This is a genomic window from Microbispora sp. H10885, assembly GCF_014161415.1.
Classification (GTDB): Bacteria; Actinomycetota; Actinomycetes; order Streptosporangiales; family Streptosporangiaceae; genus Microbispora; species Microbispora triticiradicis.
In genome coordinates, this window is sequence record NZ_JABBWY010000009.1 from 1 (window position 1) to 12,354 (window position 12,354).

Consider the following 12,354-nt stretch of genomic DNA (forward strand, 5'->3'; position numbering starts at 1 on the left):
CTGATCAACCTCGGACTCACCCGGACCGGCAACGTCTGGACACTGGTTCCAAACTCACCTGCGTGAACCACGGGCCGACCACAAGCACCGGCGGTCATCGAGACAAGATCTTCAGTGGCCTTCTAGGCCTGGGCCTGACGCCTGGACCGCTGAGGACTTCGACATCGACGCCTGCGCGACCTGCGCCACCGCCACCGCCACCGCCACCGACTCAGCGGACGCCGACAGCGAGCGCTCCGCCGCCGCCCTCGACGAGCAGTGGACTGATGGCCCGGCCCGTGACTGTCCGGCGGAGGGCTACCGGTATGCCTCCGAGACCGGCGAGGCGCAGCGTGGGATGCCGAGGGCGGCTCGCAACGGCGAGCCGGAGGCGGAGGCCGATGCCCCGCCGTGGGCGGAAGGCAGCGCCCGGCTGAGAGGAGACGCCTGGCCGGGGGTGGGCTCCGACGTGCCGCCTGGGTCGGGAGACCGGGCGTGGGCGGGAGGCAGCGCTTGGCCGGGGGGAGACGCCCGGGTGGGACGCGGGGCCTGGCCGGGGGGCGGTGCCTGGGCGGGTGTGGGGGGCAGTGCGCCGCCGGGGGTGTGGTTGCGGGGGTTGCCGGGGTTGATCCTGGCGACCGGGCATCTGCTGCCCGTCTCCAGTGTGCACCGGTTGGCCCGTACCAGCACTTTGGTGCGGATCGTGATGGACGCCGGTGGGCAGGTGCTGGACATGGGCCGCAAGGTCCGCCTGGCCACTCCGGCTCAGCGGCGGGCGGTCTTCGCCCGGTATGCGACCTGCTGGGTGGACGGCTGCCCGCTGCCTGCCACCCTGTGCCAGATCGACCACGCCGAGGACTGGTGCAGCGGCGGGCTGACCGATCTCAAGCTGCTGGGACCGGCGTGCCAGTTCCACAACCGCGACCGCTACCGCCACCCGGCCCGCTACACCCGCCGCAAGATCGGAGCCGACCGCTGGGCCTTCACCTACCGCAACCCCCGCACCAGCCGGAGACGCGAATGAGACGCCAACGCGGATGAGACACCGAGCGGACTACTACCGGGCTCACGGCTGGGTCTGTGTGAGCAGGAAGATACGTGAGTCGACGCTCACGACTTCAGGTGTGGGCGGGTTTGGTGACTCCGAACCACAGCTGCAAGGCTGCCCGGAGTGCTTCGATCTCCGTGGGGTTCGGCCGGGGCGACGCAGATGCCCAGGCCACATAGCCATCCGGTCGAAGGAGCAGGGCGGTGGGTGCGGGGATGCGAGAGCGCGCCGTGACGACATCGACCTGGTCGTGCAGGGCGAGGGTCTCTGCTAGCGATGCCTCTTCGGTCAGGTCGAGCAGCAGAGGGCGTGCGTTTCTGGTGAGCTCGGCCAGCCGGACCGGTCCGGTCGGGGTGTGCAGGTCCATGTCCGGGGCGAACCGGCCGGTCAGCGGGTGTGCCTCGTGTTCGCCCATGTCGTAGCGGACGTCTGCGCCAGAGAGGAGGCCGGCGAGGCGCTGTACGGTGCTTTGGTCGCGGAGCAGTTCGGTGAACACCTCGCGCAGTCCGGTGACATCGCTGCCGGGGGCTATCAGGGCCGCTTGCGCCTGCGCGTTCAGCACCATGCGCTGGGCGGCCGATCGTCGCTCTGTCTCGTAGCTGTCCAGCAGCCCGGGCGGGGCGCTTCCCCGGATCTCGGCGGCGAGTTTCCAGCCGAGATTGACCGCGTCCTGCAGGCCGAGGTTGAGCCCTGGACCACCTCCCGTGGCGGCGTACACATGCGCGGCGTCACCGATCAGGAACACCCGGCCGTCGGCGAACCGTTCGGCGATGCGGGTGTTGCCGCCGGTCAGTCGGCGCAGCACGTGCGGCCCCGGGCCGTCGGGCGGATCGAGCGGCACGTCGACGCCGAGCACGCGGCGGATGCTCACCCGCAGCTCCTCCAGGCTCATGGGAGCCTCGGTCGCGGGCCTGTCCCATTCAGTGGTGCTGATCAGCGGTGGGTGGCCAGGCATCGGCGCGTAGGAGAACCCGCCGTGTTCGGTGCGGTGGGGCAGGAACGGCAGAATGTCGCCGTAGCCGGGCACGTTCAGCGCGCCGGTCACGGGATCAACCCATTCCGCCGGGACCGTCGCGTGCGCTGAGCAGACGGTCATCCGGCCGTAGGTGATGCCGGGGAACGCGATGCCGGAGAGCTTGCGCGTGGTGCTGTGAGCTCCATCCGCGCCGACGAGGTACCGGGCCCGCAGTTGGCCGGCCTCGCCCAGACTCGCGAAGTCGATGGTCACCGCGTCGTCGTCCTGCGACAGGCCGACGACCTCGTGTCCCCGGCGGATCTCCACGCCCAGTTCGATGGCGCGCTCCTCCAGGACCTGCACGATGCGTCGCTGCGGCACCGGCAGGGCATAGACCGGGCTGTCCTGCAGCAGGCTCAGGTCCAGGCCCAACGCGCCGAACATGAAGTATGCGGAGTTCGGCTGCGGAGGTTGTGGGCTACCAGAAAGACGTTCATGCAGCCCTCGATGGTCGAGCATTTTCACGACTTGGCCGAGCAACCCGTTCGCTTTCGGTTCTTCGCTGGGCTCGATCAGCCGCTCCAGCACGACCGGCCGGGCCCCTGCCAGGCTCAGTTCGCAGGCCAGCATCAGCCCGTTCGGGCCACCACCGACAATGACGACATCTATGATCACGTGTTCTCCTTGGTTCGTACGGAAAGGGCGGGACGGGTGGTCGACGCCGCCGAAGCGCTCGCGGGCCAGTCGCACGGCGATGCCGAGGAATTCGTCGACACAAGTGCTGACCTCGCCGATCAGCTCCCGCACGCGATCTGGCCGCCTCAGCCGCTCCGCGCGTTCGGCGCAGTCCGCGACGACAGCATCTCCTCCCCGACCACGGCCGGGTCGAAGCGTTTGCGGGAGATCGCTCCGTTCTCGACGAAGCCGGTGCCGTAGCTGATGCCTTTGCCCCTCATCGTGCTGGTTCCCTCCTGGCGGGTGAGGGGGCCAGGCTAGAGGAAAAATCTGCGCGCACGCAAATTTGCGCGCGCGCAGATAGACTATGCTGAGCCCGTGACGACGAGACGGACGGGGTTGCGCGAGCAGAAGAAGCAGGCCACCCGAGAGGCATTGCGCGCGGCGGCCCTGCGGCTGGCTCTTGAGCGTGGACCGGACAACGTGCGCGTCGATGACATCGCCGAGGCCGCCGGCGTTTCACCGAGGACGTACAACAACTACTTCTCCAGCCGAGAACAGGCGATCGTCGCCGCCGTCACCAGCGAACGAGAGGCACGAGTCGCGGCGGCGGTGGCCGACCGGCCCGACGGCGTCGGCCTCGCCGACGCCGTCGTCGAGGCCATCGTGGATCAGTACACCGCCTCGGACGCGCCCGGCCAGGACGCGCTGCTGCTGATCACCACCCGCCCCGCGCTGCGCGACGCATTCATCGACACCACCACCGCGATCGAACATCCCCTCACCGAAGCCATCGCCGAGCGTCTCGGCGATGGCGACCCGCACATCGCACGGGTGCTCGCGGCGAGCGTGGCCGCCGCAGTCCGCGTGGCGCTCGAACAGTGGCTGCAGACGGCTTTCTCGTCCTCCACGGCCAGCGGGCTCGTCGTGCCGTCCGGCTCGCTGCCGGACCTCCTGCACGCCACGCTCGCACCCCTCAGACCGGCACTCGACGCCGCAGAGAACGAGCACTCCGCCACCGGCAACGGTGAACTCCGCCCCACGTGAAGAGTTCTCACCTTACTTCGTAAAGGGATGCGCTCAATAGACTGACCACGTGACAACGCCGTACCGGACGATCGGAAACGTCGTCGAGCATGAGACCGAGATCCGCCGTTCGCGTTTCATCTGTGCCCTGGCTCCGGCGGCCACGGAGGAGGCGGCACGGGAGTTCGTCGCCGGGCGCAGGAGGCTGTACGCCGACGCCAGCCACAACTGCACGGCGTACGTCATCGCAGGAAGCGGAGGCGGGGACGGTGGCGTGCGCCGGGCGGACGACGACGGCGAGCCGGGCGGAACGGCGGGCACGCCGATGCTGGAGATGCTCACCCGGCGTGGATTCGCGGACGTGGTGGCCGTCGTCACCCGCTACTTCGGCGGGGTGTTGCTGGGCGCCGGCGGCCTCGCCCGCGCGTACGGCGGCGCCGTGGGGGAGACCCTCGACCGGGCGGAGGTCGTCGAGATGGTTCCCGCGGCGGTGGTGACCGTGTCGGTCGGCCACGCCCAGGCCGGCAGGCTGGAAAGTGATCTGCGCGCCTCGCCGTACGCGGTTCGCGGTGTCGACTACAGCGTCGGCCACGGCGCGCGGGTGGCCTTCGAGGTCGCCGTCGCCGAGGACCGGCTGCCCGCCTTCGAGGAGTGGGTCGCGGCGGTCACCGCCGGGCGGGCCGAGACCGAGCTCGGCGAGATCGTCCACCTGGCCCGCTGAAACCCGGCCGTCCCGCTGAAACCCCGGCCCGCTGAAGGCCCGTGTGTCACCCCTCCAGGGCGTACTGCATGACGCGGAGCTTGGCCTGCGCCTCGGCGAGTTCCGTGGCCGGGTCCGAGCCGGCCATGATGCCGCAGCCGGCGAACAGCCGGGCGTGCCTGCCGGAGATGTACGCGCAGCGCAGGGCGATGCCCCACTCGCCGTCGCCGTGCGCGTCGATCCAGCCGACCGGGCCGGAGTAGCCGCCGCGGTCCATGCCCTCCAGTTCGCGGATGAGGCCGAGCGCGGTGCCGGTGGGCGTCCCGCCGACGGCGGCCGTGGGGTGCATGGCGGCCACCACGTCGAGCACCGACGCCCCGTCGGACAGCCGCCCCGTGACCCGGCTCGCCAGGTGCTGCACGTTGGGCAGCACGAGCAGTTCCGGCTCCTCGGGCACGTGCAGCGTCGAACACAGGGGAGCCAGCGCCTCCCGGACCGAGGCGACCGCGCAGGCGTGCTCGTGCCGGTCCTTCTTCGACGCGTACAGGGCGGCGGCGCGGGCGGCGTCGTCGGCCGGCCCCGACCCGCGCGGCGTGGTGCCGGCGAGGACCAGGGACTCCACCGCCTGGCCGGTGTGCCGGACCAGCAGTTCGGGCGTCGCGCCGACCAGGCCGTCCACGGAGAACGTGTAGCACTCGGGGTAGCTCCGGGCCAGCCGCCCGAGCAGCACGCGGATGTCGATGTCCCGGTCGGCGACGGCCGTGAGGTCGCGGGCGAGCACCACCTTGTCGAGGCCGCCGTCCCTGATGCGGCGTACCGCTCGCGCGACCCGGTGCTCCCACTGGGGCGCCGTCAGCGTGCCGTCGCCGTACCGGATGCGGCCGGGTTCCACCGGGGGGCGGGCCAGTTCGAACGCGTTGTCGCCGATCGTGGTGAGCCAGGCGCGGCCGTCCCGCCGGGCGAGCACCACGCGGGGGACGACCAGGACGGTCCCCGGGGCGTCGGCGTCGAAGGTGAAGGAGCCGAAGGCCACCGGCCCCGAGCCCGGCATGCCGACCTCGTCCCGGATGAGCGCCCCGGCGAAGAGCGAGGAGAGCCAGCCGCGGGCCCAGTCGAAACGGCCCGGACCCGGCGGCACCATGGCGCGTGCCGCCTCCCCCCAGCCCACGAGTCCCTCGCCGTTCCTGATCCACGCGTACGGCGCGGCGCCGGGCAGGCGCGCCAGGAGATCGTCGGGGTCGCTCACCGCGACCGTGCGAACCACCAGGGGCTGGATAAGGGCGACACTCACCCGAATCACTCTACGCACGATCTGAACATGTTCGACAAGAGGCCCCCGCATGCCGCTGGAGCCCACTCTGTCAAGCCGCGATAGGAAATCGGTCACGGAAGGCCTGCCTTCCCTGAAGGCGATAGAACGCACCTCCAGGAAATCCCTACCGTTGATCTTCCGGAGGTGTTCATGCTCAAGAAGATCGCGCCTGTCCTGGCCGCGTCCGTCCTGTTCGTGCCTGCGGCCGCCCACGCCGGCACGTCACCCACCGTGATGGCCGCGCTCGGCGACTCGATCAGCGCGGGGTTCAACGCCTGCGGCTGGTACGTCGCCTGCAGGTCACGCTCCTGGTCCTCGGGTGACAACGCCGGTGTGCACAGCCACTATCTGCGCCTGCTCGCCTCGGACCATGCGATCAAGGGGCACAACCTCAACTTCGCGGTCCCCGGCTCGACCAGCGCCGCCCTGCCGGGGCAGGCCCGGCATGCCGTGCGCGAGAAGGCCGACTACGTCACCGTCCTCATCGGCGCGCAGGACGCCTGCGTCGGCTCCGAGAAGGAGATGACGCCGGTTCCGGTGTTCCGGCAGCACATCGACGAGGCCTTCGCCGTGCTCCGGCCGACCGGCGCGCGGGTCTTCGTGGCGAGCATCCCCGACATCGAGCGCCTGTGGCGCATCGGCAAGGGCAACGGGTGGGCCAGGGCCTTCTGGGCGGTCGGCCACATCTGCCAGGCGATGCTGGCCAATCCCCGGTCGACGGCGAAGAAGGACCAGGCCAGGCGCGACCGGGTGCGCGAGCGGGTGATGGACTACAACGAGCAGCTCAGGGAGGCGTGCGCCCTGTACGGCCCGGCCTGCCGTTACGACGGGGGAGCGGTCTTCTCCTACCCGTTCACGCTCAAGGAGGTCAGCGGCTGGGACTACTTCCATCCCAACGCCGACGGGCAGCGTGCCCTCGCGAAGGTCACCTATGACGCCGGCTTCTTCCGGAACACCGACGCCTGACCGCATCACTGCGGCGGTGCGTCGCGGGAGCGGTGCGCGCGCACCTTGTGCCGGTTGCCGCAGCGTTCCATCGAGCACCAGCGACGGCTGCCGGGGCGGGAGGTGTCGACGAAGAGGAGGGGGCAGCCGTCCGCGGCGCACTCGCGCACCCGGCCGGCAAAGGGCCCGGTGAACAGGTCGATCGCGTCCCGCGCGACGGCCGCCACCACCTGGCGGCCGGTGGCGGGGGAAGCCCAGGATCTCCGCCCGTCCGCGGTCATGACGGGCACCGGCGGGGCCGCCGCGGCCGCCTCGTTCACCGCGTCGACGTCGGCCTGCCGTGGCGTACGGCCGTGCGCCCGGTCGGCGGCGAGCCCCCACAGGGCGGCGCGCAGGAGTCTCGCCCGGTCCAGGTCGTCCGTGGTCGTGTCCACCCGTTCCAGGCCGAGCCGGGACACGGCGGTCCAGCGGGCGAGGTCGGCAGGCTCGTGCAGCGACTCGTAGCAGGCGTAGACCCCGACGCCTCCGCTCATGAGGAACTCCAGGCAGAGCGCGCCCGGATCGAACCGGAAGGTCGCCCCGTCGCGGGCGCGTAGCGTCAGGCTCATGTAACCATTATCACTGGTTACCGCTCCGGGCTACAGCCAGCCGTTGTGGCGGGCCAGGCGGGCCGCCTCGATCCGGTTCCTGGTCCCGGTCTTGCCGATCGACGACGACAGGTAGTTGCGCACGGTGCTCTCCGACAGGTGGAGCCGCGCGGCGATGTCGGCGATGGTCGAGCCGTCCGCCGCCGCCGCGAGCACATCGCGCTCTCGGTCGGTCAGCGGGCTCGGGCCGGTGCTGAGCGCGGCGGCCGCGAGGGCGGGGTCGATGACCAGATCGCCCCGCAGCACCCGGCGGACGGCGTCGGCGAGCTCCTCGACCGGCCCGTCCTTGACCAGGAACCCCCGTGCCCCGGCTTCCATCGCCCGGCGCAGATATCCCGGCCGCCCGAAGGTGGTGAGGATGAGCACGGCGCAGCCGGGCAGGCGTTCACGCAGGTCGGCGGCGGTCTCCAGGCCACTGCGGCCCGGCATCTCGATGTCGAGCAGGGCCACGTCGGGCCGGGCGCGCAGGGCGGTGTCCACCACCTCGTCGCCGCGGCCCACCTGCGCGACGACCTCGATGTCGGCCTCCAGGCCGAGGAGCAGGGCCAGCGCGCCGCGCATCATGCCCTGGTCCTCGGCCAGCAGCACCCTGATCACGCCTGCTCCTCCTTGTCGTACGGCACCGCTTCGGCGTACGGCACGGACACCCCGAGCAGGAAGCCCCCGCCCGGCGGCGTGGCGATCTCCAGGCTGCCACCCACGGCCCGCACCCGTTCGCGCAGCCCGGTCAGCCCGTTGCCGTGCCCGGGGGCCTTTCCCCGGGCCGGGCCGTCGTCGCGGATCTCCAGCAGCAGGCGGCCGTCCCCCTCGACCGGATCGATCTCACGCAGGGTGATGTCACAGGCCGCCGCGCCGCTGTGCCTGACGACGTTGGTGACGCCCTCGCGTACGGCCCAGCCGAGCAGCGCGTCGATCTCGGGGGCCGCCCGCACCGGGCAGGTGCGGACCACGGCGCCGATGCCGGCGTCGGCGAGGACGGTCCGGGCGGCGTCGAGCTCGGCCGCCAGGCCCCTGCCGCGGTAACCGGTGACCGCCGCCCGCACCTCCGCCAGCGCCTGCCGCCCGATCCGCTCGATGTCGGCGGCCTGCGCGCCGGCCGCCTCCGCGTCCACCCGCGTCAGCCGGCGCACGGCCTCGGCCTTGACGACCATCACCGAGAGCGTGTGGCCGAGCAGGTCGTGCAGGTCGCGGGAGAACCGCAGCCGTTCCTCGGTCACGGCGGTGCGCGCCAGCTCCTCCCGGGTGGCCTTGAGCTCGTGGATGGCCGCCCACAGCGCGACGATCATCGCCGGGATGAGGCCGGCGGTGAACGTGCCCCAGACCAGCGGGGCCGCGTCGGTGAGGCCGGCTCCGCCTCGTACGGCCAGCAGCAGGGCGGCGGCGCACTCCGCGAGCAGCAGCAACGGCAGGATCCGGCTCCTCACGGAAATCCCGGTGGCGGTGGCCAGCATGATGACCAGGTACAGCCAGTTGTCGCCGAACCCGGTGGCCGCCGTGAGGACGACGGCCGCCAGCAGTCCCAGCGACGGCAGGGCCCGGCGCCGGTCGGCGAAGGCGTGGTGGGTGGTGAGGAGGTACAGCCCGGCCGCGGCCGCCGCCGCCGGCCACGCCAGCCAGAGTGGGTGGGACCGGCCGTGCGCGATGTCCCACACCGGTCCCGCCGTCAGGAGCACCCAGATGAACATCCCCTTCGCGTCGGGGCCGCGCTCGCCCCCGCGCAGCGGGTCGAGCCAGGTGTCGCGTCCGGTCGTCATGGGAAACGTCGGTATCGGTGTCAGGCCCGGCGCCCGGCGCGGCGGTAGCCGTACACCGCGTAGACCGCGAAGGCGAGCAACCACGCCACAAGAGTCGCGGCCTGACGGAGGGTGGGGGCGTCACCGAACGCGATCCGCCAGGACAGGCCCGCGTAGCTGTTCGACGGCGTCCACTCGGCGATCGCGCGCAGCCAGGAGGGAAACGTCTCGGCCGGTATCCACAGGCCGCCGACGATGGACAGGGTCAGCATGGTCGCGACGTTGGCCACCGCCGCCGTCTGGCCGGACAGGCGGTAGCCGTTGCCGAGGCCGAGCAGGGAGAACGGCACGGTCCCGGCCCAGAGGAGGACGACGATCGCCAGCCACCGCTGTGGCGGGAGCGCGACGTGGTTGACCAGCACGCCGGCCAGCAGCACGGCGGCGATGCTCGGCACGACGCCGACGACCCCGGTCAGCACCTTCCCCGTGACGACCTGCGCGGGGGTCAGCGGAGTGAGGCGTAACTGACGCAGCCATCCGGTCGCGCGGTCCTCGGCGATGCCGCTGCCGTTGTTGAACGCGCCGCCTAGCGCGCCGTACGCCGCCATGCCGACCATTGTGTAGATCGCCGCGTCGTGCCGGTCACCGGGGGCCAGGCCGAGGTTGGTGAAGATGAGGTACATGACGACCGGCATCACGACAGCGAAGATCACATAACCGCCGTCGCGGAAGGTCCTGGTCAGTTCGAGCCGGACATATCCCCACATCACGCGTTCTCCTTGCTTGCCGGGGCTGTGCTCGTCAGGGCGACGAAGGCGTCCTCCAGGTCGGCCGGGACGACCTCCAGGTCGCGTACGGCTCCCGCCTGGGCGAGCGCCATGACGGTGGCGTCGGAGTCGCCGCTGCGGAGGTGGGCCCGGCCGGCCCGGATCTCCATGTGGCGCACACCGGGCAGGGTGGCGAGCCACGCGGCGTCACCGTCGACGGTCACGCGGACGGTGGTCAGCGCCGCCGCGCGCTTGATCTCCGCACTGGTGCCGTCGGCGATCACCCGGCCCCGGCCGAGCACCACGATCCGGTCGGCCTGCTCGTCGGCCTCCTCCAGGTAGTGCGTGGAGAACAGGATGGTCTTGCCCCGGTCGGCGAGCCCGCGCAGGCCGGCCCAGAACTCCCGCCGGGCCTCGACGTCGAGGGCGGCGGTGGGCTCGTCGAGGACGACGAGGTCCGGATCGCCGCACACCGCCATGGCGAACCGCACACGCTGGCCCTGGCCGCCGGACAGCCGGTCGACCCGGCGGCCGAGCAGGTCGCCGATGCGCGCGAGGGCGACCACCTCGTCGAGGGGGAGGGGAGCGGGGTAGGTGCCGGACACGAAGGACAGCAGTTCGCGGACCGTGACCCGCTGGACCAGGCCTCCCTCCTGCGTTATCGCGCCCACGCGGCCCCGTCGTACGGCCCGCTCGGGGTCCAGGCCGAACAGCGCGGCGCGTCCGGCGTCGGGCGGGATCAGGCCGAGCAGGAGCGCGATGGCCGTCGACTTGCCGGCGCCGTTGGGGCCGAGAAGGGCCAGCGTCTGGCCGCGGGGCACGGTGAGCGTGAGCCCGTCCACGGCCCTTACCGGGCCGAAGCTCTTCGTCGCAGTGGTCAGGGACACTGCGGGATCGGGGATGTCGGTGTCCACGAGGAGAACGCTAGAAGCGCGGGGCCCGGCGCGACCAGAGCGATCGATCCGGCCTCGGGCAGGACAAAAGTCCTGAAGAAATCTACTTTGTAAAGGCGAGCTCCAGGTGCATTAGACAGATGAGACGAAGCCCCAGTCAGCGGCTGCCGGAGCACCGGCAGCCGCCGACATCGCTGACTAGATCTCGCAGTTGATCTCAGTCTCGGCGGTGCAGGTGTCGATGCCGGCGGCGCCGTTGGCGGTATCGATGCCGCCGTTGCCATTCAGGATGTCGTCTCCGGAGCCGCCGTTGAGAGCATCGCGGCCAGGGCCACCGGTCAGGCGGTCGACGCCACTGCCACCCAGTATCGACGATTGCAAGGAGGTCTGATTGTTCACCGAGTCATCGCCACCGATGGTGCTGGCCTCGATGAACAGGATCCCGCTACCGGTCCCGGTACAGTCGACCACGAGAGGGCCTTTCTTGACGCATCCCGCGCCGGCCGTCACCGACGTGTCGACGCCCACGCTGACCTTGCCGGCGAGGCTGGTGATGTTGATGACGTCCTTGCCGGGAGTTCCCACGATGAACACTGTGCTTCCGCTGACGTGGACGGTGATCACGTCCGCGGACGCATGGGCGGGGGAGGTGAAAGCGGCGGTGACCAGGCCGGCCACCAGGGCCGCGCCGCCGACCCGGGTGGTCAGCCAGGAGCGCGGGTGAAGCGAAACGGTCGTCATTACCGTGTCCCTTTCTCTTTCCGTTTCTCTGTTTCTCTGTCTTATGCAGGCCGGGCGGGATTTCCGCTGCCGCCGCCGTTCAGGTGCGAAACAGGGGCTGCTTTGTATAGGTGACGGGAACGGAGGAGACGGGTTCGTCGGGTGCGGTGTCCGATCGGCGCCGGGCGACCGCGCGCACATACCCGAGGTGGCTTCCGCGATCGGCGTCGAGGACGTTGATTTCCGCCTCGTTGTCCGGTGCGATCGCCTGTTGCCATGCCAGCCAGTACTTCCAGCCGTCCGTCATGGTGTCTGCGAGGTCCACAGAGGCGATGCCGCTGCGTTCCCAGTGCCGGTGCCACCAGTGGGCCGAGTGCAGACAGGCCATGCTCGGCTCCCACCAGCCCCGCAGATGCTCGGGGACCGGCCCGTCGATCTCCTGGGTCAGTCCCGCGCCGGCGATGCCGATCTGGCCGCCCGGCCGGACGAACCGGGCCAGATAGTTGAGGTACAGGTCGTCGGTGCCGTAGTAGACGAAGGAGTCGATGCTGACGACGGCATCGAAGAAGCCCGCCGCGAACGGCAGGGATCGGGCGTCGGCGTGGATCGGGAACACCGCGTGGCCGGCGCCGGCGTCGCGGATGCGGTGCAGCCGCTCGTCCGCACCGAACCACAGGTCCGTTGCCCAGACCTGGACGTCGAACTCGCGGTGCAGGAAGATCGATGACGCGCCACGGCCGCAGCCCAGGTCCAGCACCCGCATCCCGGGCTGTAACGTCATTGCCTGGGTGAGCCATTCGGTCAGCCAGAGCGAGTTCGCTCCGCCGCTGACGCTGGAGCGGATCCAGTCGGGGTGGTAGCGCGAGGTTCGCGGGAACAGCGGAGTCGCCAGGGGATCGTCGGGGACGGGTGTCGTTCCCTCTGTTGTGGCCATGCCCCCAAGGGTCGCCGGGT

At 71.1% G+C, this 12,354-nt stretch carries 14 protein-coding genes; 4 read left to right on the forward strand and 10 right to left on the reverse strand.

Features of this window, described 5'->3' with window-relative positions; genetic code table 11:
• Positions 1–595 precede the first annotated feature (595 nt).
• A complete protein-coding gene (locus HHX37_RS23540; RefSeq protein WP_182886800.1) occupies positions 596–1,003 on the forward strand; it encodes an HNH endonuclease signature motif containing protein in 408 nt (135 codons plus the stop codon).
• 94 nt (positions 1,004–1,097) lie between these two features.
• On the opposite strand, the gene HHX37_RS23545 is transcribed toward HHX37_RS23540, so the two are convergent.
• Complete coding sequence (locus tag HHX37_RS23545) at positions 1,098–2,789, reverse strand: FAD-dependent monooxygenase (RefSeq protein WP_220503094.1); 1,692 nt, start codon at positions 2,787–2,789, stop codon at positions 1,098–1,100.
• Positions 2,790–2,803: 14 nt separating this feature from the next.
• Entirely contained in the window at positions 2,804–2,938 is a 135-nt protein-coding gene (locus HHX37_RS37025; protein ID WP_259406716.1) for a hypothetical protein, read from the reverse strand.
• Between the two features lie 118 nt (positions 2,939–3,056).
• On the opposite strand from HHX37_RS37025, the gene HHX37_RS23550 reads away from it, so the two are divergent.
• Positions 3,057–3,704, forward strand: coding sequence for a TetR/AcrR family transcriptional regulator (locus HHX37_RS23550; RefSeq protein WP_220503095.1), 648 nt, complete (start codon positions 3,057–3,059; stop codon positions 3,702–3,704).
• Between the two features lie 49 nt (positions 3,705–3,753).
• Positions 3,754–4,404 carry an IMPACT family protein gene (locus tag HHX37_RS23555; RefSeq protein WP_182886802.1) on the forward strand — a complete coding sequence of 217 codons (651 nt, stop codon included), beginning with the start codon at positions 3,754–3,756 and terminating at the stop codon, positions 4,402–4,404.
• 46 nt (positions 4,405–4,450) lie between these two features.
• Here HHX37_RS23555 and HHX37_RS23560 read toward each other — a convergent pair whose 3' ends face one another.
• On the reverse strand, positions 4,451–5,680 hold the full coding sequence (locus HHX37_RS23560) for an isochorismate synthase (protein ID WP_310738138.1): 1,230 nt from the start codon (positions 5,678–5,680) through the stop codon (positions 4,451–4,453).
• A gap of 165 nt (positions 5,681–5,845) precedes the next feature.
• Here HHX37_RS23560 and HHX37_RS23565 point away from each other — a divergent pair, with 165 nt between their 5' ends.
• Positions 5,846–6,661: a GDSL-type esterase/lipase family protein gene (locus HHX37_RS23565; RefSeq protein WP_182873456.1), complete on the forward strand. Its 816-nt coding sequence runs from the start codon at positions 5,846–5,848 to the stop codon at positions 6,659–6,661.
• A 5-nt stretch (positions 6,662–6,666) separates the two neighbouring features.
• On the opposite strand, the gene HHX37_RS23570 is transcribed toward HHX37_RS23565, so the two are convergent.
• The 7 genes from HHX37_RS23570 to HHX37_RS23600 all read right to left on the reverse strand — a co-directional run bounded on the left by HHX37_RS23570 (position 6,667) and on the right by HHX37_RS23600 (position 12,334).
• Complete coding sequence (locus HHX37_RS23570) at positions 6,667–7,248, reverse strand: CGNR zinc finger domain-containing protein (RefSeq protein ID WP_182873455.1); 582 nt, start codon at positions 7,246–7,248, stop codon at positions 6,667–6,669.
• 30 nt (positions 7,249–7,278) lie between these two features.
• Complete coding sequence (locus tag HHX37_RS23575; protein WP_111698573.1) at positions 7,279–7,884, reverse strand: response regulator transcription factor; 606 nt, start codon at positions 7,882–7,884, stop codon at positions 7,279–7,281.
• The gene (locus tag HHX37_RS23580; RefSeq protein WP_182886803.1) at positions 7,881–9,041 is read right to left on the reverse strand and encodes a sensor histidine kinase; all 1,161 of its coding nucleotides are present in this window, start codon (positions 9,039–9,041) and stop codon (positions 7,881–7,883) included. Before HHX37_RS23580 ends, HHX37_RS23575 begins: the two co-directional genes overlap by 4 nt.
• A gap of 20 nt (positions 9,042–9,061) precedes the next feature.
• Positions 9,062–9,787 (reverse strand): ABC transporter permease, encoded by a 726-nt coding sequence (locus tag HHX37_RS23585; RefSeq protein WP_182873453.1) that lies wholly within the window; start codon positions 9,785–9,787, stop codon positions 9,062–9,064.
• On the reverse strand, positions 9,787–10,701 hold the full coding sequence (locus tag HHX37_RS23590) for an ABC transporter ATP-binding protein (protein WP_310740492.1): 915 nt from the start codon (positions 10,699–10,701) through the stop codon (positions 9,787–9,789). Before HHX37_RS23590 ends, HHX37_RS23585 begins: the two co-directional genes overlap by 1 nt.
• Positions 10,702–10,878: 177 nt before the next feature.
• Positions 10,879–11,421, reverse strand: a complete 543-nt coding sequence (locus HHX37_RS23595) for a calcium-binding protein (protein WP_182881055.1) — start codon at positions 11,419–11,421, stop codon at positions 10,879–10,881.
• A gap of 79 nt (positions 11,422–11,500) precedes the next feature.
• Positions 11,501–12,334: an SAM-dependent methyltransferase gene (locus HHX37_RS23600; protein ID WP_182886805.1), complete on the reverse strand. Its 834-nt coding sequence runs from the start codon at positions 12,332–12,334 to the stop codon at positions 11,501–11,503.
• Positions 12,335–12,354 lie beyond the last annotated feature (20 nt).

Excerpts from the sequence above, each read along its gene's own strand:
- HHX37_RS37025 (WP_259406716.1), bottom strand. The coding sequence starts at position 2,938 with ATGAGGGGCAAAGGCATCAGCTACGGCACCGGCTTCGTCGAGAACGGA.
- HHX37_RS23565 (WP_182873456.1), top strand. The coding sequence starts at position 5,846 with ATGCTCAAGAAGATCGCGCCTGTCCTGGCCGCGTCCGTCCTGTTCGTG.
- HHX37_RS23570 (WP_182873455.1), bottom strand. The coding sequence starts at position 7,248 with ATGAGCCTGACGCTACGCGCCCGCGACGGGGCGACCTTCCGGTTCGAT.
- HHX37_RS23580 (WP_182886803.1), bottom strand. The coding sequence starts at position 9,041 with ATGACGACCGGACGCGACACCTGGCTCGACCCGCTGCGCGGGGGCGAG.
- HHX37_RS23585 (WP_182873453.1), bottom strand. The coding sequence starts at position 9,787 with ATGTGGGGATATGTCCGGCTCGAACTGACCAGGACCTTCCGCGACGGC.
- HHX37_RS23595 (WP_182881055.1), bottom strand. The coding sequence starts at position 11,421 with ATGACGACCGTTTCGCTTCACCCGCGCTCCTGGCTGACCACCCGGGTC.
- HHX37_RS23600 (WP_182886805.1), bottom strand. The coding sequence starts at position 12,334 with ATGGCCACAACAGAGGGAACGACACCCGTCCCCGACGATCCCCTGGCG.